This window comes from Sivoneniella epilithica UHCC 1019, assembly GCF_040830845.1.
Lineage (GTDB): Bacteria > Cyanobacteriota > Cyanobacteriia > Leptolyngbyales > Leptolyngbyaceae > ULC077BIN1.
Window position 1 is genome coordinate 28,801 of sequence record NZ_JBFPDP010000023.1, and the last position, 23,978, is coordinate 52,778.

Annotated in this window: 24 protein-coding genes; 11 read left to right on the top strand and 13 right to left on the bottom strand. The window is 48.0% G+C overall.

Features of this window, described 5'->3' with window-relative positions; genetic code table 11:
- Positions 1 to 108: 108 nt before the first annotated feature.
- A complete protein-coding gene (locus AB3R30_RS15000) occupies positions 109 to 3,006 on the bottom strand; it encodes a DUF1156 domain-containing protein (RefSeq protein ID WP_458650011.1) in 2,898 nt (965 codons plus the stop codon).
- Between the two features lie 125 nt (positions 3,007 to 3,131).
- Here AB3R30_RS15000 and AB3R30_RS15005 point away from each other — a divergent pair, with 125 nt between their 5' ends.
- Both AB3R30_RS15005 and AB3R30_RS15010 read left to right on the top strand, forming a co-directional pair.
- On the top strand, positions 3,132 to 4,178 hold the full coding sequence (locus tag AB3R30_RS15005; RefSeq protein WP_458650012.1) for an AAA family ATPase: 1,047 nt from the start codon (positions 3,132 to 3,134) through the stop codon (positions 4,176 to 4,178).
- The gene (locus AB3R30_RS15010; protein ID WP_458650013.1) at positions 4,162 to 6,654 is read left to right on the top strand and encodes a S8 family peptidase; all 2,493 of its coding nucleotides are present in this window, start codon (positions 4,162 to 4,164) and stop codon (positions 6,652 to 6,654) included. Before AB3R30_RS15005 ends, AB3R30_RS15010 begins: the two co-directional genes overlap by 17 nt.
- Before the next feature lie 61 nt (positions 6,655 to 6,715).
- Here the strand turns inward: AB3R30_RS15010 and AB3R30_RS15015 are convergent, their stop codons facing one another.
- The 8 genes from AB3R30_RS15015 to AB3R30_RS15050 form a co-directional block, all read right to left on the bottom strand.
- Positions 6,716 to 7,213, bottom strand: coding sequence for a PIN domain-containing protein (locus AB3R30_RS15015; RefSeq protein ID WP_458650014.1), 498 nt, complete (start codon positions 7,211 to 7,213; stop codon positions 6,716 to 6,718).
- Positions 7,210 to 7,500 carry a hypothetical protein gene (locus AB3R30_RS15020; protein WP_458650015.1) on the bottom strand — a complete coding sequence of 97 codons (291 nt, stop codon included), beginning with the start codon at positions 7,498 to 7,500 and terminating at the stop codon, positions 7,210 to 7,212. The genes AB3R30_RS15015 and AB3R30_RS15020 overlap by 4 nt, the downstream gene beginning before the upstream one ends.
- Before the next feature lie 45 nt (positions 7,501 to 7,545).
- On the bottom strand, positions 7,546 to 7,974 hold the full coding sequence (locus AB3R30_RS15025; RefSeq protein ID WP_458650016.1) for a DUF7680 family protein: 429 nt from the start codon (positions 7,972 to 7,974) through the stop codon (positions 7,546 to 7,548).
- A gap of 52 nt (positions 7,975 to 8,026) precedes the next feature.
- Positions 8,027 to 11,233, bottom strand: coding sequence for an ATP-binding protein (locus tag AB3R30_RS15030; protein WP_458650017.1), 3,207 nt, complete (start codon positions 11,231 to 11,233; stop codon positions 8,027 to 8,029).
- 217 nt (positions 11,234 to 11,450) lie between these two features.
- Complete coding sequence (locus AB3R30_RS15035) at positions 11,451 to 11,636, bottom strand: hypothetical protein (protein ID WP_458650018.1); 186 nt, start codon at positions 11,634 to 11,636, stop codon at positions 11,451 to 11,453.
- 90 nt (positions 11,637 to 11,726) lie between these two features.
- Positions 11,727 to 12,986 (bottom strand): hypothetical protein, encoded by a 1,260-nt coding sequence (locus AB3R30_RS15040; RefSeq protein ID WP_458650019.1) that lies wholly within the window; start codon positions 12,984 to 12,986, stop codon positions 11,727 to 11,729.
- A 132-nt stretch (positions 12,987 to 13,118) separates the two neighbouring features.
- Positions 13,119 to 13,328, bottom strand: coding sequence for a hypothetical protein (locus tag AB3R30_RS15045; RefSeq protein ID WP_458650020.1), 210 nt, complete (start codon positions 13,326 to 13,328; stop codon positions 13,119 to 13,121).
- Positions 13,329 to 13,409: 81 nt separating this feature from the next.
- Entirely contained in the window at positions 13,410 to 13,601 is a 192-nt protein-coding gene (locus tag AB3R30_RS15050; RefSeq protein WP_458650021.1) for a hypothetical protein, read from the bottom strand.
- 239 nt (positions 13,602 to 13,840) lie between these two features.
- Here AB3R30_RS15050 and AB3R30_RS15055 point away from each other — a divergent pair, with 239 nt between their 5' ends.
- The 6 genes from AB3R30_RS15055 to AB3R30_RS15080 all read left to right on the top strand — a co-directional run bounded on the left by AB3R30_RS15055 (position 13,841) and on the right by AB3R30_RS15080 (position 16,983).
- On the top strand, positions 13,841 to 14,113 hold the full coding sequence (locus tag AB3R30_RS15055; protein ID WP_458650022.1) for a hypothetical protein: 273 nt from the start codon (positions 13,841 to 13,843) through the stop codon (positions 14,111 to 14,113).
- A gap of 462 nt (positions 14,114 to 14,575) precedes the next feature.
- Complete coding sequence (locus AB3R30_RS15060; RefSeq protein WP_458650023.1) at positions 14,576 to 15,205, top strand: hypothetical protein; 630 nt, start codon at positions 14,576 to 14,578, stop codon at positions 15,203 to 15,205.
- Positions 15,206 to 15,277: 72 nt separating this feature from the next.
- Positions 15,278 to 15,529, top strand: coding sequence for a hypothetical protein (locus AB3R30_RS15065; RefSeq protein ID WP_458650024.1), 252 nt, complete (start codon positions 15,278 to 15,280; stop codon positions 15,527 to 15,529).
- A gap of 3 nt (positions 15,530 to 15,532) precedes the next feature.
- Entirely contained in the window at positions 15,533 to 16,255 is a 723-nt protein-coding gene (locus AB3R30_RS15070; protein WP_458650025.1) for a PD-(D/E)XK nuclease family protein, read from the top strand.
- A gap of 76 nt (positions 16,256 to 16,331) precedes the next feature.
- The gene (locus AB3R30_RS15075; RefSeq protein WP_458650026.1) at positions 16,332 to 16,736 is read left to right on the top strand and encodes a hypothetical protein; all 405 of its coding nucleotides are present in this window, start codon (positions 16,332 to 16,334) and stop codon (positions 16,734 to 16,736) included.
- A 31-nt stretch (positions 16,737 to 16,767) separates the two neighbouring features.
- Positions 16,768 to 16,983 (top strand): hypothetical protein, encoded by a 216-nt coding sequence (locus AB3R30_RS15080; RefSeq protein ID WP_458650027.1) that lies wholly within the window; start codon positions 16,768 to 16,770, stop codon positions 16,981 to 16,983.
- Positions 16,984 to 17,016: 33 nt separating this feature from the next.
- On the opposite strand, the gene AB3R30_RS15085 is transcribed toward AB3R30_RS15080, so the two are convergent.
- On the bottom strand, positions 17,017 to 17,568 hold the full coding sequence (locus AB3R30_RS15085) for a nuclease A inhibitor family protein (protein ID WP_458650028.1): 552 nt from the start codon (positions 17,566 to 17,568) through the stop codon (positions 17,017 to 17,019).
- On the opposite strand from AB3R30_RS15085, the gene AB3R30_RS15090 reads away from it, so the two are divergent.
- Complete coding sequence (locus AB3R30_RS15090; RefSeq protein ID WP_458650029.1) at positions 17,537 to 18,403, top strand: DNA/RNA non-specific endonuclease; 867 nt, start codon at positions 17,537 to 17,539, stop codon at positions 18,401 to 18,403. The two genes, AB3R30_RS15085 and AB3R30_RS15090, sit on opposite strands and share 32 nt — an antisense overlap.
- A 37-nt stretch (positions 18,404 to 18,440) precedes the next feature.
- Here the strand turns inward: AB3R30_RS15090 and AB3R30_RS15095 are convergent, their stop codons facing one another.
- From AB3R30_RS15095 to AB3R30_RS15105, 3 genes are all read right to left on the bottom strand, one after another.
- Positions 18,441 to 19,367 carry an Rpn family recombination-promoting nuclease/putative transposase gene (locus AB3R30_RS15095; protein ID WP_458650030.1) on the bottom strand — a complete coding sequence of 309 codons (927 nt, stop codon included), beginning with the start codon at positions 19,365 to 19,367 and terminating at the stop codon, positions 18,441 to 18,443.
- Between the two features lie 98 nt (positions 19,368 to 19,465).
- The gene (locus AB3R30_RS15100) at positions 19,466 to 19,969 is read right to left on the bottom strand and encodes a hypothetical protein (protein ID WP_458650031.1); all 504 of its coding nucleotides are present in this window, start codon (positions 19,967 to 19,969) and stop codon (positions 19,466 to 19,468) included.
- Between the two features lie 15 nt (positions 19,970 to 19,984).
- The gene (locus AB3R30_RS15105; protein WP_458650032.1) at positions 19,985 to 21,127 is read right to left on the bottom strand and encodes a hypothetical protein; all 1,143 of its coding nucleotides are present in this window, start codon (positions 21,125 to 21,127) and stop codon (positions 19,985 to 19,987) included.
- 504 nt (positions 21,128 to 21,631) lie between these two features.
- Here AB3R30_RS15105 and AB3R30_RS15110 point away from each other — a divergent pair.
- Together AB3R30_RS15110 and mobF are read left to right on the top strand one after the other, a co-directional pair.
- Positions 21,632 to 22,324, top strand: coding sequence for a hypothetical protein (locus AB3R30_RS15110; protein ID WP_458650033.1), 693 nt, complete (start codon positions 21,632 to 21,634; stop codon positions 22,322 to 22,324).
- Entirely contained in the window at positions 22,305 to 23,915 is a 1,611-nt protein-coding gene (gene mobF / locus AB3R30_RS15115; protein ID WP_458650034.1) for a MobF family relaxase, read from the top strand. The genes AB3R30_RS15110 and mobF overlap by 20 nt, the downstream gene beginning before the upstream one ends.
- Positions 23,916 to 23,978: the final 63 nt, after the last annotated feature.

The following is a 23,978-nucleotide window of genomic DNA, read 5'->3' on the forward strand; positions in this document are numbered from 1 at the left end:
TCAATCTCCCAATGAACCAGATCTTTGAGACTGAGTTGCTTAAACGCTTCGGCATAGCTAAAGCTAGAAAAGTTTTTCTTTTTTGATTTGGGAATTTTAGGTTGTGTCTTACTCATCGTCTGTCACCGCTTCAAAATCTAAGGTTTGCTGTCCATGCTCTAACTCTAGTTCGGGTTGAATATAGACGACTTTGGCTTTGATTTCGTCCATTGACAGCCACAGATCCGCCAGGGCTTTTTCTTCGGGGATGCGTTTGCGTTCGTCGCCGATGCGGGGGATGACTTTGAGGGCAACTTCCCACGATCGCATAAACAAGTCGTTGCCCAGTAGCCCGGTTGATTTGAGGAAGCGGCGGACGGGTGCGATCGCCTGTTCTTCGAGGTAAATGGTGATGATGGCGTGGAGGGCATCGACTAAATAACGGGGTGAGAACTCGTCTTCAACCAGGGAGAAGGCGCGTTTTTTGTGGCGCTGCTGGGGGGTGAGGAATTTGCATGTGCCGCTGGTGGAATCGATCAGTTTGTAGGTTTTTGCCAGGTCGGAGACGTTGAAGCCTCCCAGGGCAAGAGCGAGTTGACGGGCATCGTCAAAGGGGAATTCACGGGCGCGGAAGGCATCCCAGGCGAGCATATACCAGGTGGTGAGGGGGTCGAAGCCCTGGGTATCGGTTTGGGCGAGTTTGTAAAAGCGGTAGTTGGCGATCGCCCGTCTAGCTTCGGCAAATGCCTCTTCGGGGCGGACTTCGTTGCCGGAGGAGTCGAGGATGGGGTAGTTGCGGGAGAAGACGTTGAGGGCGGGACCGAAGGCACTCAGGTAGAGGTCAATACCTGTGATGTCGTTGGCTTCAAATTCGGGGGCGCGTTGTTCGACCAAGTTGGCGACATCGGGGCGGAGGTCATCCCACCAGGCTTGTCCGGCGTTGGGGTCGCGTTTGCGGCAGACGAGGAGGACGGTGCTGGAAACGGAGTTTTTCTGTGCCTGGTGCAGGTTTTGAGGGTTTTCGGTGCTGACTGCCCAGGATGCAGTGATTTCAAACCCGGCATCAATCAGGGATTTGGCGAGAACATCCCATGCCCCAGAGTCTTTGTGGTTGAACTGGACGGTCATCACGCCATCGTCGCGGAGGACTCGATGGTATTCGGCAAATGCCATTGCCATTTTTGCTTCGTAGTCTTGATTGGCAAGTTTTTCAGGAGTAATTGCCTCGGTAGTAAAGGTAGCAGGTGTGCCCATACCTCTAAATCTTGCTGGATTGGCAACCGCTTCTCGGTCTTTGTCAGTAAGTTCTGACCAGAAGAGATCGGGAAAGATATCGCCCAGTATGCGTTTTTGCCAAACGTAGAAGAAGTCGGAGAGTTCAGCGTATTGAATAGTTGCGTAATAGGGTGGATCAGTGACAACGATATCAACTGATTGGTTAGGAATATGAAATAGGGAATCTGCTGACGCTGTATTGATTTGAATAGATTGCAGCAAAGGGGCTTCTATTTGGACTAGCAATTTAGAGAGAGGATTAGTATGAATTAAGCTGCATAGCTTAGCGTAATCAGCTACAAGATCGGCACACGAACTCCATAATCTATAAATGCTTGTTTCTGGATAGCTCCAGAATAAGTTGAGAGAGTGTTGAGCGCTTGCATTTTCAACTTTAATCGAACCTGAATGCCAATGTGATAATCGACTATTCTTATCTACACATCTATCAAAAATAAGAGCTAGATAAGCTGATATTGCCTCACAGGATTTAGGCTCATATTCACACTGAATGATAGACTTTGCTTTATTAATTACATCTACATAAGTAACGAGAGTAAGAAGCTGCCTTGGATGGAAAGCTTTGTCCCATCTATCTATACCTTGCTGTAATAAAGAGCTTCTCTCAGCAAATTGATGCCCGTATGGTATTTCGACATCTGGCAGGATTCCAAGCGTCTGATAGTGTACTAAATTATTCTCTAGATAATCTTTTGCTTTCTCAATCGCATTAAAATCTACATTGGTTGGAAGCCTAAATTCTAAGCTGCCTTCATTTTTTCTATACGCGACAGCGTATAACTCATAGCTCACTAATCCTGATCTTGCCTGCCCATATATATAGTCATTTTCAAGAATAGAGCCACAATTCAAGCATCGCCCAACCCCATTGCTGATTGTAGGTAAAGCAGTTGGATCATATTCCTCATTTTCTGTTTGAATTGTTTTACCCTTACCTTTACCACCTTTGCCTTGAACAAGCTGAAAAGAGACATTTTTACTTTTCAGATTAGGAATAGGCTTTACTCCATACCAATCTGCACCAACTTTTCTTGGCTGATTTTTCCCTGCGTAATAGCTCACACAACTAAGCCACCAACCAGGGCTTAAAGGAATAACTGATTGGCAATTGGGACAAGTTACCGTATGTGCCCAGAAATAATACTCAACTTGCTCCCCCGGCAATGATGGAAAAAATGGGGCAAGGCGTTTTTCTGCCTCATCGCCCACCCACTTCACCCATTTGTCGATCTCCACCTGAAGATCCGCCCCAAACTTGAGCGGGTATTCGATCGCCGCCTTCATCGTCACCACCGCCACCGGGTTCAGATCAGAGGCAAGCACATTTAACCCATACCGTGCCGCCTCAAACGGAATGCTACCCCCACCCGCAAACGCATCCAGCACTGTCGGCGTTTTCGTGCCCCACATCTGCTCACAAAGTTCCTGCACCCGCTTGATGCGATCGGGCGAAGGCGGCGTTTTATACAGCTTCGTCGTCTTGTCCTGCATCCCTGCCACCCGCCGATTCAGCCCCAGCAGCCACTCAAACTCCTCCATCGTCACATCCGCAGGCAGCAGCGATCCCAACACACTCGCCCGACTAAACGACAGCGGCTTCCGCGAATACCACCGATGCAAGCCCTTAAACGGATTGCCGCCATGCTCGTAATACACCTGCTCGTTAAGCAACGTCACAGGCATAATTTTCTCGATAAAGACGGACTTGCGTTTTGAGTTGGGGTCGGTCATGTAACTTAAAGAGCAGCGCGAAAGGTCAATGTTACTTTAGTGTTACCCTAAAAGGTTTGTACCTAACAATTCCAGCAGTCAGAGCGTTTGTACTAAAATGAAGGAGTAAGCAACAGCTTCAGCCAATGGCAAGAGGGGAGATCTTAAAGAAACTCTTTCAGAGCTTCTCTCGCAATGAGAGGGAGGCATTTTATGCTGCCGCTCAAGAAATAATTGAAGAAGAAAAAAGCAAAAGTCATCATCTCCTTGCAAAAGACCTCGAAAAGATTCTCCACAATGGCAATGGTAATGGCAAAACCCTAGCCTCCAACGTTGCTCCCTGGCATCAATTCCCGGAACCGCCGAAAGATAAAGAGACCGGTCTGCCGTTGCTAGAAGTAAAGCAGTTCGATCTGACCTGGAATCACGTCATTCTCAGCGAAACCATTTTTGACACCCTGAATGAAGTCGTCCTGGAAAACCGCAAGCAGGATGTGCTTGCCGCTCATGGATTGCGCCCCAAAAATAAACTCCTCCTCTGTGGACCGCCCGGATGCGGCAAAACCCAAACGGCGAAAGTGCTTTCAAGCGTGTTGGGGTTGCCTCTCGTCTACATTAACCTCGCTGCTGTCTTTTCGTCCTATTTGGGTGAAACCGCCACCAATCTGCAAAAAATCTTCACCTATATCGAGCAGGACGAGTGGGTTGTTTTATTTGATGAATTTGATGCGATTGCCCGAGATCGCGACACACCCAATGAGCATGGCGAAGTTAAACGGCTAGTTAATAGTCTCCTGCAACTGATTGATAATACTGAAACTAGCAGTTTGTTTGTTGCCGCAACGAACCACGAGAAATTGCTCGATCCAGCAGTTTGGCGCAGGTTTGATGAAGTTATCTTTTTTGACAGACCCACTGTTGAGTTACGCTTGGCACTGTTCACCCGTTATCTTGCTGCCGTTCGTTATCCAAAGGTTGACTTAACCGAATTCGTTGGTATGACTGAAGGCGCTACAGGTGCAGACATTGAACGAATTTGTGCCGATGCCATGAAAGCTGCAATCTTGCGGGGCGATCGAGAACTTACAGAATATGACTTGGCGACCGCTGTCAAACGCTATTTGGCAAGAGAACGTGTAATATGCAACTCAACAAACTTCTTAACAAGTAGCAGCAATGACGAATCAGTTTGATCATCTGAAACTGCCAAGAGTTTATGTGCAACTACCCCGAAAATCTGGGGGTGGTTTTGGTGGATACAAACGGGACGATCGCAGTACTCACGGGCAGAACCTGCTCTCTCAAATAGCTGCTGTGACGAAATCAGCTAAAGAACGCAAAAGTTCCTTCCGGCTTGACCCCAAACTAATCTTCAAGATCAAACTAGTTAAAGAATCAAACCTCAGCGACGATGATTTGGCGAAATCAGGTTTAACCATGTTGGCGCGAGAACCTGCTGCGAACAAAGCGATCGTTGTCTTCTCCTCCGATGCGGAACTGAAGGAATTTCACAACCGGATGGAAAACTATAGCGGCATTAAAACTGATCATAAATACGATTACCTGGATGCGGTTGAGGCGTTAACTCCGTTGGAGCCTCAAGACCGTCTCGGTCGGTTGTTGGAATTAGAACCACTGCAACCAGGAGAAATCGCTGCACTTGATTTAGAGCTTTGGCATACGGGCGATCGAGACGAAATGCGAAAATACATCAACCAAATTCGCCAAGATCTACAAGAGCGGTCAACTAGCACAGCCACATTTGCCTTAACGGATCACCATATCGGCGACTATCTTTGCATTGCTCGAATCAAGATCAATCAGCAACTTCTAGATGAACTGCTGAATGAATTTATTGTTAAAGAGGTCGATCGTCGTCCTAAAGCCGCATTTGAGAAAAGAATAGAGTACAACCTTTCGCTCTCAGATCTGCCAGACATCATTTCCCCATCTACAAACTGCTGCGGCATTCTAATCATTGATTCTGGAGTTCAGCGGGGACACTCCCTCCTAGCTCCCGTGATCGGTGACGCAGAGGTGTTCCCCGATGCTAAACGAGAGTTTCTTAAGAGTGGACCTGATGATGAAGCAGATCACGGTACGGGTGTAGCTGGAATTGCAGCCTATGGAAATATCGAGGATTGCATTCGCAAAAAAACGTTTGATCCAACCGTTTGGATTTTCTCTGCCCGCATCATTAATGAAAACAATGAATTTGATGAGGAGTTACTGCTAGAAAATCAGCTAGAGGAAGCGATCTCATACTTTGTCAATCAACACCCCAACTGCAAAGTCATTAACCTTTCACTGGGTAATGCTGAGCAAATTTATCAGGATGGCAAGAAACAACTTCGACTTGCTGCCAAACTTGATGAACTAGCCTATCGATACCAGCATAAAAATCTTGTCTTTATCGTCGCCGCAGGCAATTCATATGTTTATAGTCAACGGGATGATAGAGAATTACTGCGTACCGATTACCCCAACTATTTACTTGAACCAGAGGCACGAATTATTGATCCTGCCACTTCTGCGATCGCGCTAACAGTTGGTTCCTTATCATTAGGGCGCGGCAGCATGACTTACCCATCTGACGCTCAACGTAACGCGATCGCCAAAGTCCCTGGATATCCCTCACCGTTTACAAGGACTGGCTTTGGTGTAGATGGGATGATCAAGCCGGATTTAGTTGATTTTGGTGGGGATTTTGTTTTGGATGGTGATCGCATCGCACAAGACAATGATGCAGCCGTTTCAGTCGTCACTTTCTCTCAAAACTATAATTCGTCCCTGTTTAAAGTCGCTAGTGGCACAAGTTTTGCGGCTCCTCGTGCCGCCCACCTTGCCGCTCAGCTATTTAACAAATATCCAGAGGCATCCTCAAACATGATTCGTGCCCTAATTACAACATCAGCTAAACTGCCTGACGAAATTCCAAGCCTATTTCAAATCGGCTCAGGGCTAACTCAAAAACAGAAGACCGAGCAGAGGGAGAAACAGTGGGCAATTTATGGTTACGGACAGGCGGATCTTGAAAGAGCGATGTATTCCACTGAGAACTATGTAGTGATGTGGGAAGATCATCTTGAAATTGCAGTTGGTGATTTTGACTTGTTTGAGATTCCTGCTTTACCACCCGAGTTTTTGCAGAAAAAAGGTAAGCGTCATCTCTCTATTGCCTTAGCATTTGATCCACCCACACGCCACACTCGTGGTGATTCCTACCTGGGAATTACAATGGAGTTCAATTTATTCAAGGGAGTCGATCGTGAAAATGTGATCAACGCTCGTGTAGACGTTGAAAAAGCCAAAAAAGCTGGGAAAGAGGGAAGCTACTCTGAGCTTTCGATCGAGGATCTCAAAAAACAGTTTGGCTCCGGTTGTATGGTTGATGATTTATTACCCGGCGCTAATCTTCGCAAAAAAAGCGCTCTTCAACGAGGAGTTGTAGAAATTTCATCCCAAGCAACAAACTATGATAAAAGTCCTTTGTACCTGGTGGTCAGTTGTAATCGAAAATGGGTCAAAGTTGAGGAAATTCCAAGCCAGCGGTACGCTTTGGTCGTTGCAATTAGCCACTCCGATCCAGAAGTAAAGCTATACAACCGCCTCAACGTTGCGTTAAAACAAGCAAATCAATTAAACCAGCAGGCTAGGATACGGCAGTAAAGTTTCTGGGGCGATCACGAATTGCCTAGATTTTGTCAAAGGTCATAGGAATCAGAATTACCTACTTCCAGCCATAGATACGAATATTATTGAAATTTACTGTATCAATTCCCTGTTCTTGAAGATGGTTAGCCAGTTTCAGATCATCTGTTAAAACAAGGTATTGATTTCTTGCGAAGCTCAAGATACTACAATCTGTTAACCCAAACCTTGGAAAATTTTGATCCGACGCAACTGCTTTACTTTCGAGATAACACTCTTTAAAAATCGAAATACCTTGAGCAAAAATCGTGAAACATTGAGTTCGCTCAGGTTCACCTAATTGGTTTGCAAGACTGTTTACCTCAGTGAGAATGTTTGGAGTTGTGATAATTTTGCTGAAGTAGCTCAGAATTCTGACTAAAGTATCGTAATCATCTGGTAAGAAATTCTGTGTACGATTGAATCTAGCTATTCGTTCACGGTTAGTCATTCCGACGAAATAGAGCAGCAAAATATTAGTGTCAACTAAAACCCCTTTCTGTTGATACTGTGAAAAAAGAGATTCAATGTCATTCATTTCAGTGATCGAATCTTCATTGATTTGACTTCACCCGTCTCAGAATCAACTTTGAAAAGTTTGTACTCCCTCTGATATAGCGAATTTGCTCCTGCCATTAAATTAGCCAGAGAACTCGTTTTCATAGGTACATCAAAACCTAGCGTGATCAACCATTCATGTTGATCTTCAGATAATTCAACTTCCTCTAGTCTCAAGCTCTCAAGCTGAATTTTCATTAAGTCTTTGAAATCTTGAAGGTAACTATTAGCTGCTTCGACTGCTCCTTTGACATCAATCTTAGGCATACATCCTCTTCAAAACAAATATGGTTTAGTTGTCTTAGTCAAAATTCAATCTCCTAGTAACACCCGAATTGCTCTCAGTGCCTGACTGCGCTTCCCGTTCGACACCTTGGCAAACCAATAGTGCGACTCCTCATTGCTCATCGATCGCACCCCCGCCGCAATATTGGCGATGCGATCAGGCTTCGACAATGGCTGCAACGTCTGAAACAGTAGCGCCAAATTCACTCCTGACTCTTCATCTAACACATAAGCAGTCTGCCGAGACTGGCTCAAGGTTTTGGGATCATACCCGTTCGTTTTCAGGCAATCGTAAACCGCCTGCCGTGCCTGCACTAACGCTTGCCCCTTCAGCCGCCCAATTCGCTTCGCCGCCGATCGCTTCTTTTCGCCTGCTTTCTTGTAGGCGCACTGGTACAACTCCAGGGCGAAGTTGTTATTGTCGGTAGGAACGACGCGAAGCTGAAATTCCTGCATAGGACGGTAGAGTAAAACAACGAACAATCCATAGGGTAGCAGCCCTACAGACCTAATATGTTACTCGCGCTGTCAAATTTAGGCGATCAACCGGATTACGACCCAGTGCTTGGGCGATCGCGGTCACTTCCACTCCCTCTGGTGCCACCGGAGCCGCAAACTCAATCGCCAGTTTCAAAGACACAATTGCTCGAACGTCAGAGTTGCCCAAAAGGGCATTAGTCGGCGTGAGAAAGCTCTGAAATCCCCGCACTGCGCCGATGTACTCCAGCCGGACAAACTGATCTTCGATGTCAATTGTCACTGTCTGGTCAATCCCAATCGAGAACTTTGCCAGTAAGGGCAATGCCGTTGTCAGCCTGCGGTAATCCATCACCTGATCAACCGAAAACTCTAAGGCAGAAATGCCCTTGACCTTGTGATCGAGGACGCGATCGCTCAACCCACTAAACACGCTATTGGGGCTACCTACTAGGTCAAACTGCCCTGGTCTAACCGTAAAGATACCTGGCTGGTCATGTCCGTTGGGCATTGCAGGCTGACTGCCGCTGTAAATGATAGCTTGAGTTTCTTTCTGGGCAGTTTCACCATTGCCATAATCTGCCACAATTCGGAAAACAGTCGTTTGGGCGATCGTGCCTTCATACTCATCTGAGGGGCGATATGCTTGCTCCAGAAGTTCGCCATCTTGATACAAACTAACAGTGAGTGCCCCCTGTGCCCGCCACCGAACTCGAATGGGTTTGGTGGATTCTGTACTTGGCATCACCTGAGCACTCAGTTCGATCTCTCGTGGCTTAGGCAGTTCCAAGATGCCACGCCGATACAGTACCATGCGATCAGAAAACTCGATCGTGTCGGGAAGTGCAGGCAGGGTATCGCTGGTTTTGATAAAGACGCGATCGCCCACCTTCAAGTCCCACTGTCCCACCTGCAAACCCTGACGAATCGTGTCCCGCAACTTCGAGACTTCCGCATCCAGCAGAATATTTAACCCTAAGTCTTTAGCAAACGCCTCCCGCAGTGCCTTAGTTGTCCAGTGGTCTAACCCGGAAGCCCACACCTTTTGCAGCACATAGGCAGGGGCATAGGGCAACGCATCTTCTGAGCGAATCTTCTGGCAGTCCTTCAATGCTTTGAGGATCACATCCTGCTGATTATTCTTGCCTTTTACATCCCCCGAATCCTGAGCGGGAAGCGGATAGTGCATCAACCCTTTTGGAGCTTTCACCGAATCGTTAGAGGGGTAGAACAAATGACGGTAGGCATTGGTCAGCGATACCCGCACCGCCAGATCCATCTCACCTTCTTTCTGCTTCAGTTGCTTCTGCTGGCTTTCTGACAGGTCTTCTAACCGATTGAGAGAGTTGAGAATATTCTTAATGGCTCTGAATTCTCTAGCGTTACCGATCGCTCGTTCTAACTCATGCTTGTTCGCCACCAAAAACAGCAGTCGATTACGAAACGTGCGAAATTTGCCAGACTCACCCGTATTGTTGAAGATCCGCTCCACAACCGCTGGCGGTGGATCAGTGGGCGATTTCACTGTGTCCTCATCAAAGTCAATCAGGCACAGGGCAACCGAGTCTGCCACGTCATCCACATCACCCGGACTTTCTGGAGCAGGAATCAGCTTGAAGAACTTGTCGGCAAAAATCGTGTCACGGCGCGATCGCAGGTCATCCTTTGCCTCACCGCGTCCCACCTGTTCCTTTTCTTCGGCGATGATTTTGTTGATCGAAGGTTCTTCCTTAAACCGGGCGATCGAGGTTACAGGGTCATTGTCCAGATACCATGCCACGCTGCTTAATCGTTCAAGGGCAGTATCGACAAAACCCGTCTCCAATCCAGGTGTTAAAAGTGATAGATTCAACTCAGCCCGCCGAATACCTGCCGTAATCCCTTGATTGATTGAGTGCAAAAAGATCGTGCGCCCCACCCAGGTTGAGAACGGAGGTTTACCCGCTGCCGTCCACTCTTGATCCTGCAATTGAGCATGAGCCTCTCTGCCATCCGGGTTATATATATCTGCCTGGATGGGCAGTCGCATCAAGGGACGCTCTAAGCGCGAGGTCAGGTCACTGGTCACTTCTGCATCAATGCCAATCGGTAAGTGATGCGGATGAATCATCGGTATCCAGGCGCTCGGCTCCTTCCAAAGCTGGCGGATGACTCTAGCAAACAGGCGCAGCGCCCCGCGTGTGCGTTGAAAATTGGGAATCGAGGCAATCTTCTTCGTCAGGAGAGTAAATAGTTCTGGGTGAAATGGGTAGCTCGATTGCAGCGTTTGAGCATACCGAGCATCTTTGCAGCCATCGGGTAAGGTCGTGCGACTGGCTTTGTAGGCATTCAGGTATTCCTTTGCCGCTGTTTCTGCTGCCCGTTCATCTACACTGCTAAACAGTCGCTGTTTGACAATGTTGTAAATCTCAACGTCGGTACTGGGACTCAACACCCGCTCCTGCCGCGCCGAGGCTTGAATCGCTTCTCGAATGTCGGTTGTCTCCTCACCAAAAGTATCTGAGGATGATGCCAGGGTGTAGACAAACACCAGATTGTTGCAGGAGGCAGCTAAATCCATGAGCGAGAACAGAAAGGCAACAACCTGCTCTGCCAAGTCACTGTTGCCCACGGTCGTTGCTTTTGCAGCTCTTAAATGTCGTGCAATTTCATCTAGCACAATTAGCGTTGGTTGTCCTTTGGTTAATCGCTCCAGTACAACCGTGCCGGGGCTGACTCGCTTCTCATCTGATCCCCGCAGCAGGCTATATCCCTCGACCCCACCAATTTGGTACGCAATTTCACCCCACAGCGTGTAAGTTGTAATTCCGGTTTCTGGATGGTAGACCCCATTTTCTGGGTCGAGATCCTGGCAGGCGATCGCCGCAATCTGAATTGGGCGATCGGGAATTAGGTTCAGGTCAGCAAATCGCTCTAGTCCTTCAATCTGTCGTCCATTTTTAGCAATGTGCCAAAGCGCAATTTCATCATGAGTTTTACCGCCGCCAAAGCTCGTTTCCAGCCGCACGATTGGAGAACCCGTCGTTGCTCCGACCAAACGCCCAAAGACTTCTGAGATTAAAGTTCTCAAGCCATCCGTTGGAAAGGTGTTAGCAAAGAAGATGCACGGGTCTTGATAAACCTGGGGAGCCGTTCCCTCAACGACCAATCGCAGTTTGGCAGCAAACAAGTCGAGAGAAAGCTCACCCGCTAAAATCTCGTCTCTGGGGATACAGGTGTTGAAAATTGACGATAACACGGCTACGCGATCTCCTTATTCAGTTCTTCCCGCTTCTAATATGCAACCCAACCCTTATCAGCCCTTTACATTTACGAGTCTGATTGTTCTTATCAACTTATTACGTTGAATTCTATGAAAGTTCAGGGTTGAATCCAAACTATTGTTCCCAAGCAATAGTGGAAGAGCGCATCAAAAACTGAACCAGTAGCCTAGCCTTAGAATTTACCGCTGGTATTTAGTCATCATACAGATCGACCAGACGATTAGCTAATTGGAGAATGGCATTAATGGTTCGAGGAGGCACCTCTCCTCGTGCTTTGGCAGAGAAAAATTCGGTGAGGTAACTTTGAAGGCTCTCTAAGTCACTAGCCATCTCATCAAGTTCCTGTTCTGAAAAACTAGTAGTCCACTGCATAGACATGGTTTCAATCCCCAAAATTTTGTTGTTTATAGACTCAACTTTTCTCCAAAATTCAAGCTCAACGTGGAGTAAGTGAAAAAATGGAATCCTTTATTCAAACTCAACCAGGTATTTCAGGTTGACCTGGGACGTTTGGTAAACCACACACTCATGATTGAGTACCCTGCAAGTTCCAGCATCTACCCAAGTTGAGTCGTGCCCTACTTTTGGAAAAGTTTGGCTGTTCGTCATTGGCTTGAAGATCTTGCCCAACGCCACCTCGCATAGAAACATAAACGTGCGCTGACCGGATGCACCACTCCCATTCCAAAAGTTCGTCGCATAGTTGAGTGATTTCGTGGACTGAAGCGAGAAATATAGCCCATCTCCAAACATGCGTCCTGTCACCTGCGGTGCAGAAGATTTAGGAATCATCAACCCAGACTTGAGAATGCTCAGAAGATTACTAGCACGAGTGCCATGCCACAGGTCAGTTCTGACATTTTGCATTTGAGCCGAAGTCCTTTCAAACGCCGAGCGCATGGAGGGAATCTCAACCTCATACACCCATTTCGGCTTTAATCCTGCCGTACTGTGGTGGGCATTCAACGTAGACTCGTATAGTTGCTTGATACGACGGAATGTTGATCGACCTGCTTCCGTATTGGCTGGAACTTTGGTTAACTGGCATTCAAACACCTTGCCCACTTCTACTGAACTGGACTGAAGAACCGCTTCCAGCGCATCTAAGATAGCCCACTCCTGCCCCATATCTCGACCTGTTGCTAGCAGGGTATGTACTGGTGGAATCTTCATACCAAAGTCATGGGGAACTAATTGAAAATAAGCTCCTACCAAACTACCGTGATCGCCCCCTTGAGCCGCGATCGCCGTCAGCAATGATCGTGCCTCTGCGATCGCAGTTGGAGTCAGCACACCCAGCGGAGTGCGAAACGTTCCATTGCTGGCGCTGTAGGTAATGCTGGTTGCACTACAGATATTGTGAATATTCACCTGCGCCAAATACTCAATCAAAGCGCGAGTCGTGGGATCTTCACTTCCCCCAATTTGAGCCGTGGCAACCTCCTTCAAATTTACAGGAGCAGCCGTCACTACTGCACCAGCATCCACCGTGGCAGTGTCCCGGTAACCTTTGCGGAGTTTTTCAACCCGTTTCTTTTCCAACTCGCTCAGAGCAGCAGAGATCGATTTGAACTGCTTATTGGATTGAGCAAGTTTCGTGCCCTCTCGCACCCGTCCATACTGAGCTTGATAGGTGCCATCATCAAATGCGCGTCCCATCCATACCTTATTTGAATTCTCAAGGGCATCAAAATAGTTGAGCTTGTATTCCTTCAATATCGTCGGCATCGTTTTCATTCCATTGCGAAGCGAACCCAGCAGCAATGCGGTGAAAAGCTGTGGGTTGCAGATGACAAAACTGTTTGGAAAAAGAAGGGAAGAACCGGGCAATCAATTACAGGACTGCCCAGTTAGAAAAAGTTAGAACTCGTCAAGCCAAGCCGTTTCTTGTTGGAACTCTGCCAATTGTCGCTGTAGCTCCTCAAGCTTGCGACGGCAACCAGCAATGTAAGCTTGCAGATAGGTGGTGTAAAGGTGCTTGGGCTTCACTCCGTCATAGCCATCCATCTCACCATCAATGTAAATACCCTGTTCCAGGGAATACTCAGAATCTTGTGTGAGTGTCATCATGAAAGTGTCCTTTTTAAGTTTTTGGCATGGGGCTGAGGTGGTACTCAGTCCCATTTACTTTTTGAGCGAAGTCTTCAACGGCTAGTACAACCCTTTGAGGCAGTTCCAGGTTTTGAGCAAGTCAGCGATCGCGGCTTGTTCTTCTGCGGGTTCCTGTTTATGTCGTGCCTTGTAAAGCCTCTCTAGCTTTTCGTTCATCGTTTCAATGTCATCGAGAAACATCTCCATATCGTCGGGCGTGATCGAAGTTTGCAGCATGGTTGGCTGAGTCATGGGAAATCCTTTTAAGTTTTTGGTGGGTCAAAATTCAGAGGGTGTGCTTGGGGAGATCACACACTTTGTAGTGATGTGTTGCTTCTCTCCTTCACCCTCTTCTCTATAATATCCCGTATATATTTGATAGTCAATAACATCCCGGTTATTTACGAGAATCCATATGGCAATTTTGAACTTTCGCCTAGAAATGAAAAATCTTTTCAAGCTTCGAGATTAAAGTGATAAGGAACAAAGATATGTTGCTAACCAACGTGCCAAAGAAAAGCTCTTACAAACCAGGTGAACATCCCCGTTCTCAGGAGAATCTGATCCACGAGGGTAGACCTAGTTTGTATGAGGAAAATAAAAAACGCCGGGAAGTGTTGGCAACCGAGACTGGCTGGGAAGGGTTCAAGCAAATTGCCCGCGAGTTGGGCTTATCTGCTTCTGAACTAGTGGAGCAAATCGGTAGAAGGCGATTGGCAGTTAGCAAAGATTTGAGCATCGAAATATCAACTGAAGAGACATAATCTCTTCATTGCGCTCTAACCCCAGGTGATTCAATCCTCTAGGATTTTTACTGATTAAATTTTCTAAGACTTCCTAGATAGGGTTGCATTTCTAATACACCCCGTATATTATAGAAGAGTGGTAGGAAATGGAGTCACATAAAAGCTCCTAGTTAGCACTACAGCCAAAGGTGGTGCCGACATCAATAACTTCAAAAGACTTGACTGCTGACTGTTGATACAGCCACCGCAACGACACTTGACTTAACCAGTTGCTCCCATTGGCTAGAGGAGCGGTCAAAAGAAGCAGAAGCCCGAAGAGACTACTACCACTGCGCTTACTGGGATGCTGCCTACAAGTTCTAACGTGACTTGAGCAAGTCCCTAAACGGCATCACTCTCATTTACAAGGGCGGTCGCCCGTCCAAATCGCCCTGCTTTCTCACACCACAAACTTAAAAACTTAAAAAGGACACAACAGATATGGCACTGCAAGTATTTGGCACTCGTCCCAAAGAAGGCATTTTTCTGCCGCAAATTCCCTACGCGATTCGCAACGACTGTCAAAAAGGCGAATGGAAAATTGGCGACGACGATTACCGGGGCAACAGTCTCGAACTGTCCATCATCAAAGTCTCCCAACTGTTCGGCACTCTTGGCAAGACCAAAAATGCTCTGTGGATGCAACTCTGGTTTGTCCCCGCGCCTGCCAGTGCCGATATTCTTCCAGCCAATACGGTCTGCTGCACTCACATCAAAACTCGTTCCATTAGCCAGTTCAGCAGCAAGGTAACGGAGTTGATGGCGCATGGTGAACCGGCTGAAGGGATCTTTGTCGGCACGTTTGAAAAGCATTCCGGCGATATGGGCGTGTACTACTCGCTCAAGTGGGATTGGCGGAAGCGAGAAACACCGGAAGAATTAGGGCAGCTTGCCCAGATTGTCGAGTTCATGGCGAATCATCCACCTTTGGTGGACATGACGACTGGCTTACTCTGCATTGATGGCATGAGTACGGAGGAAATTGAACTGCTAATGCGGACGGTGAAGGCGGAGGAGTTGGAAGCAGAAGACCCGCAGCCGAAAACACTCGCCAGAAGCCGGAGACGCTGAGTTTGACCTTGAAAGCGGGGGTGAGGGTCGCCTTTATCACCCCTTTCCTATTTCCTACCTGGAGCGATCGCCATGTTAAAAACCAATTTGACCCAGGTGTGCAGTCGCGTTGCTCACACCTATCAGGTGTTGCAACGGGTTGACCAGGAGTTGCGACTGGAGGTTTGGATACGCCGGGAACGCACGAAACACGCCTGTAAGAACTGTACCTTTTTCGACGACAACGACTACTTACCCTGTGCCCTACATCCCGACCTTGCTGCCCAAAAGGTAGGCGGAATCAATGAGTGTCGGGATTGGGAATTGATTGAACTAAAGGATTAATTCATGACTTTATCTTTACTATCTGCTATCCGTGCGCTCGATACGGATAACGGCAGAATTTACGAAACTCCCATTGGCAACTTGCCAGGAGTCAACACAATTTTGGATGCGACTGAATCAGAAACAGACCGAGAAAAGCTCAGGCAGTGGCACCAGCGCCAAGTGAAGCAACTGGGTGAAATTGAGGCGGAACAAAGCGCGATCGCTAGCCGAGAACGAGGAACAGCGATTCACGCCTTCATTGCTGACTTTCTGACGAATGGGACTGAGCCGGATGAATTACCACTAGAGCTACTGCCCTACTGGAAGTCGATTCGTTGTTGGCTGAGGAATGTGGGTGAAAGCGCGATCGTCAGTCATGAAGTTTATGGAAATGCAAGAAAGGCGATCGAGTTACCGATTTACCATCCCCAACTCGGTTATGGGGGAACGCTCGATTGGGTGGGGGAATGGGAAGTTGGGGATTGGTGGTTGGCAGATTTCAAGACCAGTAATCGACCAAAACGTTTGCAGTGGATGAGTCGGGCACGATTGCAGATTGCGGCTTACCGATTGGCGTTCACTGCCATGTTTGACCTCCCCATTTCTAAAGCCGTGATTCCAGTGATTCTGCCAGATCGTCCGGCTCAAATCTTTGAATTGACACCTGAGCAACTAGCCGCAGATGAAGCCAGATGGTTGCAACGGTTGGAACTCTATAAAGCTCTACAAGGCACAACAGTTTAAATTTCTCATCCTTACCCAGCGCTGTTTTGAAGCATTGCTGGCTTTGAAACAGTGCAATTTTTAGAGTCGAACCCTTATGGTTGAAATCCTTGATCGGCTGTCAGTTTTAATGTTGTCAGCCCTCCTTCTAGGCACGATTGGATTTGCAGGCTGGCGTTCTTGGCGCGGTGACTTTGTGCCTGCTCCTACTTCTGTTTCCAGGAAGTCAACCCCCTGCGTTCAAGTTGAGAACTCTACCGCCAAGATTTCGCGCTCAACCTTGACATGGTTAATTGATGTTCCAATCGGCTCTGATGGGCAAGCCGTTATGAAACGCTTGAACATACCCTACTGCTTTCTTTTCAACGACACCACCTTGACAAAGGCAGCTTATCCCTGTGAGTGGGACCCTGCCACCTGGATTATCGTGACCTTCCAAAACCAGCAATATGCTGGCTATGACTTGAGTTTCAATCACAGTAGGGTCGATGAAAGACTCTAATCTCTAGACCTTAAAAGATTTTTTTAGCGTCATGGCAATGAATAAACTAACGTTGGGAGATCATACCTTTTCTACAACAGGTCTCCATCCTGAAGCACGATTACTGATGGAGTTCATCATCGAACATCTCACTGACCTATCCACGAATCCCCGCACAGTTGGTTTTGACGATAAGCATTTGGGCATCATGGCAGACATTCTGGGACAGTATGCCGCTCTGCAATGTTTGTTGAAACACAGCAACTAAAGGAAATATAGAGATATTTAGATGGGTTCAACTCTAAGTCTCCACTGCTTCCGTCGCCAGTCCGATGATTTCTCCTGATTCAGTTTCTCCCACAATGTAGATGTCGATATTGATGGCTCCAACTCGATACACTTTCAACTGATTTAAGTGCTGCTTGAGTACCGAAGCAAGTTCTTGGTAGCGTTTTGCTGTTGCCTTTTCCTCATCTCCAAACCAGTCTTGTTCTATTGTTGCGGCTGAAAAGAAATTATCTAAATCCAAGATTTCAATCGGTGTTTTAAGTGAATGCCCTGTCAACTTCAAAAGCTGTTCGTTCGTGAGTTGGACGGACTGATTTTGCCACTGAATAATTTCAAACGGAGCATCCGTTTCGCTCATCCACAATAAATCCTGGGTTAGCGCTTGCAGTGCAGCGATCAGGTTTGAGGTTTTATCATTCATCAGCATTGGGTGAACCAGACAATCAAAAGCAGGCTGTATGGTAGACAACCTGATTATCTGCCATTGATACGCATAAAATGCGAGTGGCAACAAATTAGCCGCAGGAGACACAATGGCGATCGCAGACATATCCACAAAGCCCACAAAATATCTGAATCGATGGAAATGGGCAAGCTTTCTATCCTGCGTATGTGTGCTTGAGATCGCCGCCACCACCCAAGCACGAAACTATGGCAGCATTCACCTGTTGATGGGCACTCCCAGCAGTACGCCTGCTTCAACAAACCGCGATGATTTTTTGTTGCTCAAACGCCAGTATGCGTTGTCCTATAACAGCAGCAAGGGCACGGCAAACTGGGTCAGTTGGCAACTGAATGCCTCCTGGATTGGAGAGGTCGATCGCTGCAAAAGCTTTCGCCCAGATCCAACACTGCCCCGTGGGTTCAAGGTGGTTACGCCGACCGACTATACAGGCAGTGGGTTTAGCCGGGGACACATGACTCGTTCGGGCGATCGCACGGTGACTGCAACAGATAACTGTGCCACATTCTTGATGACTAATATTGTGCCGCAGACCCAGGAAAACAATGAAGGTCCGTGGCTGGAGTTAGAGAACCTGTCCAAGGATTTAGCGCTGTCGGGCAAGGAGTTGTACATCATTGCAGGTCCGTTAGGAGTGGGTGGAACGGGACTGAAGGGCGAGAAGAATCAAATTGGTAAGAATCAGGTGACGGTGCCTGCGAGTGTATGGAAGATTGTGGTGGTTTTGGATAAACCGGGTATTAGGCTAAAAGGAGTCACGGCTGAGACTCGCGTGATTGCGGTGAATATCCCCAATACTCTGGGCATTAAAACCAATAGCTACAAAGAGCATCTGACGACGGTGGATGAATTGGAGAAGCTGACGGGCTATGACTTTCTCTCGGATGTATCGAAGGAGGTTCAAGAGGCGATCGAGGATCGGAAGGATGGGGAGTGACGGTGGAAAGCGGGTTGTTCTTTCTTGGACTATTGGACTATTGGACTGTACCAAGATTCTGCAACCAGCTTTCTAAATCAGCGAAAGTTGAAAAATCTAGCAAGGCTTCGCCCAAGTCTTCTAGTTGGGTGATGGATAGCTTGTCAATCTGCAACCTTGCTACGTCGGGCAATTCTCCTACGCGCCGTGTGAGTTGGCGAAGAATGAGAGATTTTTCGCGCTGCAATCCCTGCTCAATGCCCTGCTCAATGCCCTGCTCCATCCAACTGGTGACAATCTGCATAACGACCTCCTGTTCTCGTCCTTCTAATCTACCAATTTCTGCTTGAAATACCTGCTCTTCTTGAGCATTTAGTCTCAGATAACTGTCTACAAAGCCGGAAATCAATTCAGTTCGAGCCGGGTCTAGCCGCAAAGTTGCTAATAACCGCAGGCATTCTGCTTTGACTTTGGGGCGGTCTCCTGGAGCAATTCGCATTTTCGCCATGAGTGCCGCAGCGACCGGATTTGGCTGAGTCAAATAGTCTCGCCAGTTGAGCCGATTCAATTGGATGGGGAAGAAGTTGAACTCTAATACTTTTAAGTCATCAAACCCTACAGTGTAGCGATGAGACTCCTCCCGATAAGGTTCATCGAAGGAAAAGACGACAATCGGATAGATGCGCTGGAGGTATTTCTGGTGAAGTCGGGCGAAGTAGAAAAAGATGCGGCGGGTGAAATTAGCTTCGGTGGATGCTTGGTTTTCCACATGGATTAAGAAACCAGCATCTTCGCCTGCCAGCCGCACTTCTGCCAGTAGGTCAATCACCTGCTTTTCGCCAATGGTCAAGTCAGCAAAATATTCTTGGGGCAAGAACGTCACGGAATTTCGGTCAATTGAATTCGCAACTTGAGGCAGAAACAGTTCCAAGAACTCAATGAAAAATGTCGATAAAAGTTGTTTGAAAAGTTCATCGTGATTCATGCGATCTGCCCCTGATGCTGCTATTCCCAGATGCTCTAAAGTAACATCAAGAGGATCTGATTGCTCAGTTTTTGAGTAGCGATCGCTACTAAGGTTTTCTACGCCAAATCGCCGAGCAAATCTTCATCGTCTGCAAAAATTACCTCATCGCTTGCTTCTGCTGAAGGAACAGACTCAAATGACGTAGAAGATGTAGAAGTGGGGGCAGATGCTGTGGCTCCAATCATCCGACCCAGACCAGTGAATTGTTGAATTCGACTGATAAGTATAGTCATCAACGTTTCCACATCGATCGCCGGCTGAGTAACAGGGGACTGAATGCCAAAATCATCACGAATCAATTGGATCTGACGCTCCAATGCTCCAATGGATGTTCGAGCCGCTTCCTGGACTACTTGTGACTCTGCCTTTTGCGCTCTCAACGCATAGGGTTTCCAGAATGCCAGCAGTGCGTCGGTTGCTCGTTGTTTTCCTTCCCGTTGTGAGAAAGTTTTAGCCAAATTTCCATTCAGGTAGGCAAAGACGGTCGCTAGAATCGTTCCAGACTCAACCTGGCAGATGAACTTGGAGCGTAATCGTCCAGTTTTGCTTGTTGCAGGCATAATTTTTGCTCCTCCTTAACCACGACGCACTTTACCTGCAAGTGCTTGAGCTAAACCATAGGCATCAGCAAACCGTATTGGACGCGCCAGATCGCCGTGAGCATTGCGGGTTTCTTCCGCTAACGTCAATAATCGTCCGCCATTCGCATCCGCAAAGTACAGGTTCTCCGCCAGTCCCAAACTGGTGAAGTAGTCGCGCAGTTCCGATCGAAGCACATGAGCGACACCCCCTCCGATCACAATATCGGTTTGGTTCGTGCCAACCAGCAGATCGATCAGATTATCCCGGCAAAATGCCTCTAGGCGCTTCATCTCGCCCTGCCTGATTGCTGCAACTGCTATGCCAAAATCCTTCAATCCGCCTTCAACTTTTGAAAGCTGTTGAGCATTATCAGTCGTCAGTGCTGCCAGCAGGGAGTTGTAATCGGTTTCTCGAATCCCCGTTGCCGATGCATCTGCCTTAAAGCAATTCCAGAAGCCAAGAGTATCGCTGGTTTGCGACAGATTGGCGTTGAGCTTACCTCCTTCGTAGACCAACACCGACAGGTTGCGGTGTCCCATCATCAGGATGACTACTCGCCGGGTGTAGGGAGTTGCGGTTATCCCTTCCCTTTCCTTCCGATGCAGCAGATAAAGTCCCGTTCCCTCCGGATAGAACGAAGGAGCGATCGCACACTGCTGCTGCCGTCCACAAAAGATAAATTCTTGACCAATCTCTTGCAGTTTTGCAGCGACATCGTTGCGATACCGAAATTCGTTCAGTGGCAATGCCAGGGAGACGACTGCATTGTAGTTCTTGACTCCCGCTTGAACTGCTGCCAAACCTAAAGCCGCCGCAACTTGATACGCCGCGATCCGCACTTTGTCCGCTGCAAAGCTGGAGCCATACCCGATCGCAGAGTTGCCCACCAACACAGTGCTATCTCCAACCTTGAGCCAAGCGGCTTCTGCTAGGTCGCCTGCCGCATCAAATTTACGCAAAGTCGTATCACTGACTCCTTCCACCACATCAGAGCCGAGCCAAAGCGGTTGGAACTCTCGATCCTGCCACCAATACAGGAACTTGCAGGCAGACTTGCCAAGGTCACCTGCTAAATACAGAGTTGGTTTGCGATGCTCCAGAGACGAAGCCGAAGAAACGGTTGAAAAGCTGACCATTGCTGAATCCTGCGATTGATGGAACCCGAATGGAACTCGGATAGAACTCGGTTATGGGCAAAGGTTAGATAGAGGTAATTGGTGGAACTCAATTGGAACTTGGATAGAACCCAACGGGAGAACGAAACACCAAAAACACCTATCTATATCCCTTTGCCCAACCAACACTGCCTACTTTAAAAAGTTGATCTGACCAGGATATGACTGAGATCGCACCCTCACCTGACTACCAACAAGAGCAAATTGTGAGTCTTCAGTCAGATCATCGTCAGATGCGAGTCAGATCAGGTGTATATCGTGTGGGGCTACAAGATAACAGTTGCACCTAGATGCAGTTGCTCGTCCTTTGCCCTTCACACCTAACGCCCTCAATTTTGAGATGCGGATGCTCCCAGGTGCTGCATCTCTGAGTAACTCGTAGCATCTCTCAGTTGCTCATGGATGCCCGTAGCTACTTTCCTCAAATGCTCTCAGCGATTTTTAGATGCTCAGTTCTCAAACCCTATGTCCAACCAAGATTCCAAAAGATATTACATCACCCTTTCCAAGGAGGAAGTTGCTGAAGTGGAGGGGCAAGCAGAGCAACAACAAATCCCAGTTGCTCATGTTGTCAGGAATCGCTATCGGCAACAGGTGCAATCCCAGAAGCAGTCCAGTGCTATGACAGATCACCCATCCCACCAGAGTGACCCTAACCGATCTACTCAACCACCAGCCAACTCTCAAAAGCTACCCACAATGCCTGAAGTAACGACTGATCCAACAATGGAGCAATTTTGTAACCAGATGGCGCAGGTGGAAGCCCAACTGGATGCACTAAAACAGGAGGTGCGTCAACTGGTTGAGGATGGCATTCCCGTCCAACCCACGATCGAGCCTCAACTCCGCGCAGCCCTGCAACCGCTCTATGCTCGACTCCAGCAAACAGAAACACAGATGTCTGAGTTGGGCAAGCTACTCGTTCAAGTTGTAGAACGATTGGCAGAGATTAGCCAGGTAATGGGCAGCGATCGCACTCAAATTCCCATTCTCTTTCAACGGGTTGAAGCATTTTTGGAGGTTTTGCATCTCCTAAATGAGCGCCAGCTTATTGCTGTAACTTTTGAAGAGGGGCGATCGCAGGAGCAAAACTTTTTGGATGAAATTCATATTCAACTAAAACAATATCTGGAAGGTGATGGTCGTCTCAATCGTTAATGTCACCCCAAATCATGGGAGTCGCTACTACACCCAGGAAGGAAACCGCACCGACAAAGAGCAACAGCAAGCCTCCAATTGGTGTGGCAAGTTGACAGAAGTATTGGGAATAAAAGGGGAGGTGACTTCCGATGCCTTGGCTCACTTGCTACACGGGTGTACTCCAACGGATGAACCACTGTTGAATAAATCTCGGCTGCACGGCTGGCAGCAAAACGCTCGATCTCAAGGGAAGGAAGTTCCTTTAGAACGGGCTGGAATTGATCTGACAACGAGTGCGCCTAAATCAATCAGCATTCAAGCTCTGGTTTTCGGTGATAGTCGATTAGAGGAAGCTCATCGACAGGCAACGGGACAGATGCTGTCGTTTTTGGAGGATCGCTATGCACTCACCCGATTAACCAAAGACAAGCAGCGACAGAAAATTCTCACCGGACAATTGGCGATCGCTCAGTTCCATCACGAAAGCAGCAGGGCGCTTGACCCCCAACTCCACACCCACAACCTGATCCTCAACCTCCAGCAACGACCTGATGGCAGGTGGCAGAGCCTTGATAACGAGGCAATCTATCGAGCAAAAATGCTGTTGGGGAAAATTTACCGCAACGAATTGGCGCTCCGGATTCAAGCATTAGGGTATGGCATTCAAGTAATACATTCTCGACACGGGCTGTGGGAGTTAGATGGGTTTTCTTCCAGTCAGATGGGTCAGTTCAGCAAACGTGCCCAGCAAATTGAGGCGATCGCTGGAGAAAATGCCAGTAGCCGTAAAAAAGCCTGGATTACCTTCACATCGGGTAGGCAGGAGAAGCAATCTGTTCCCTGGTCAGTACTGGTAGAACGATGGCGGCAGGAAGCGTTGCGATCAGAGATTCAACCAATTCAAACAGGAGAGGCAGTCCAACCAACGAGTCTCATGGCTCAAACTGCGGTACAAGCCGCGATCGACCAAATGCTCAAACCTGTCTTCCGACGAGAGGAGATTGAACACCTCGCCCTGCTGCCGCCCGGACAAGCCAGCATCACCGAGATCGATGCTGCGATCGACTATCACCCCAGCCTAATTCTTTGCTCCAACACTCAGGGACAACGTCAATATACCAAAGGAGTTCACGATGTACTTTCCAGAAATGCGAGAGAGAGCCAAGTACCAACCCCCAACCTTGCTGAAACAGCCCTCAGCCACAGCAGTAACCAATCCAGCCAGTCCACCGACTCAACCTACAACCCCAACGCCCTTATTCGTTTCCGCGATAAACTCCGAGCAACTGCCTCCAGCTACCAGCACCGAACCGCTGGAGGACATCTGGCAGGACTGGAAATCGGAGCAACCCAACTTGGCGACAGCATCCCAGATCGAGGAATTGAATCGCTGGGTCAAACCGATACCCAGAGCGATGTTTTTGCTACGGCGGAAACTAGAAGACCAGAGCCGAAGACTGGAAGCGATGGACGTTCACTTGATGACCTTGTTGCAGGAGATAGAAGCATCCACGGAAATTATGCAACAGAACAGATTGAAACCTTTACAACAGAATCAGGTGCAATCGCAGCCGATGACGATTGGGAACTGGAACGCTCTCGGCATTAAGGCACTGGAAATCTTTCTAACCGTTGGAGTCACGGTACTGCTTTTACAGATTATGCCGCTTTG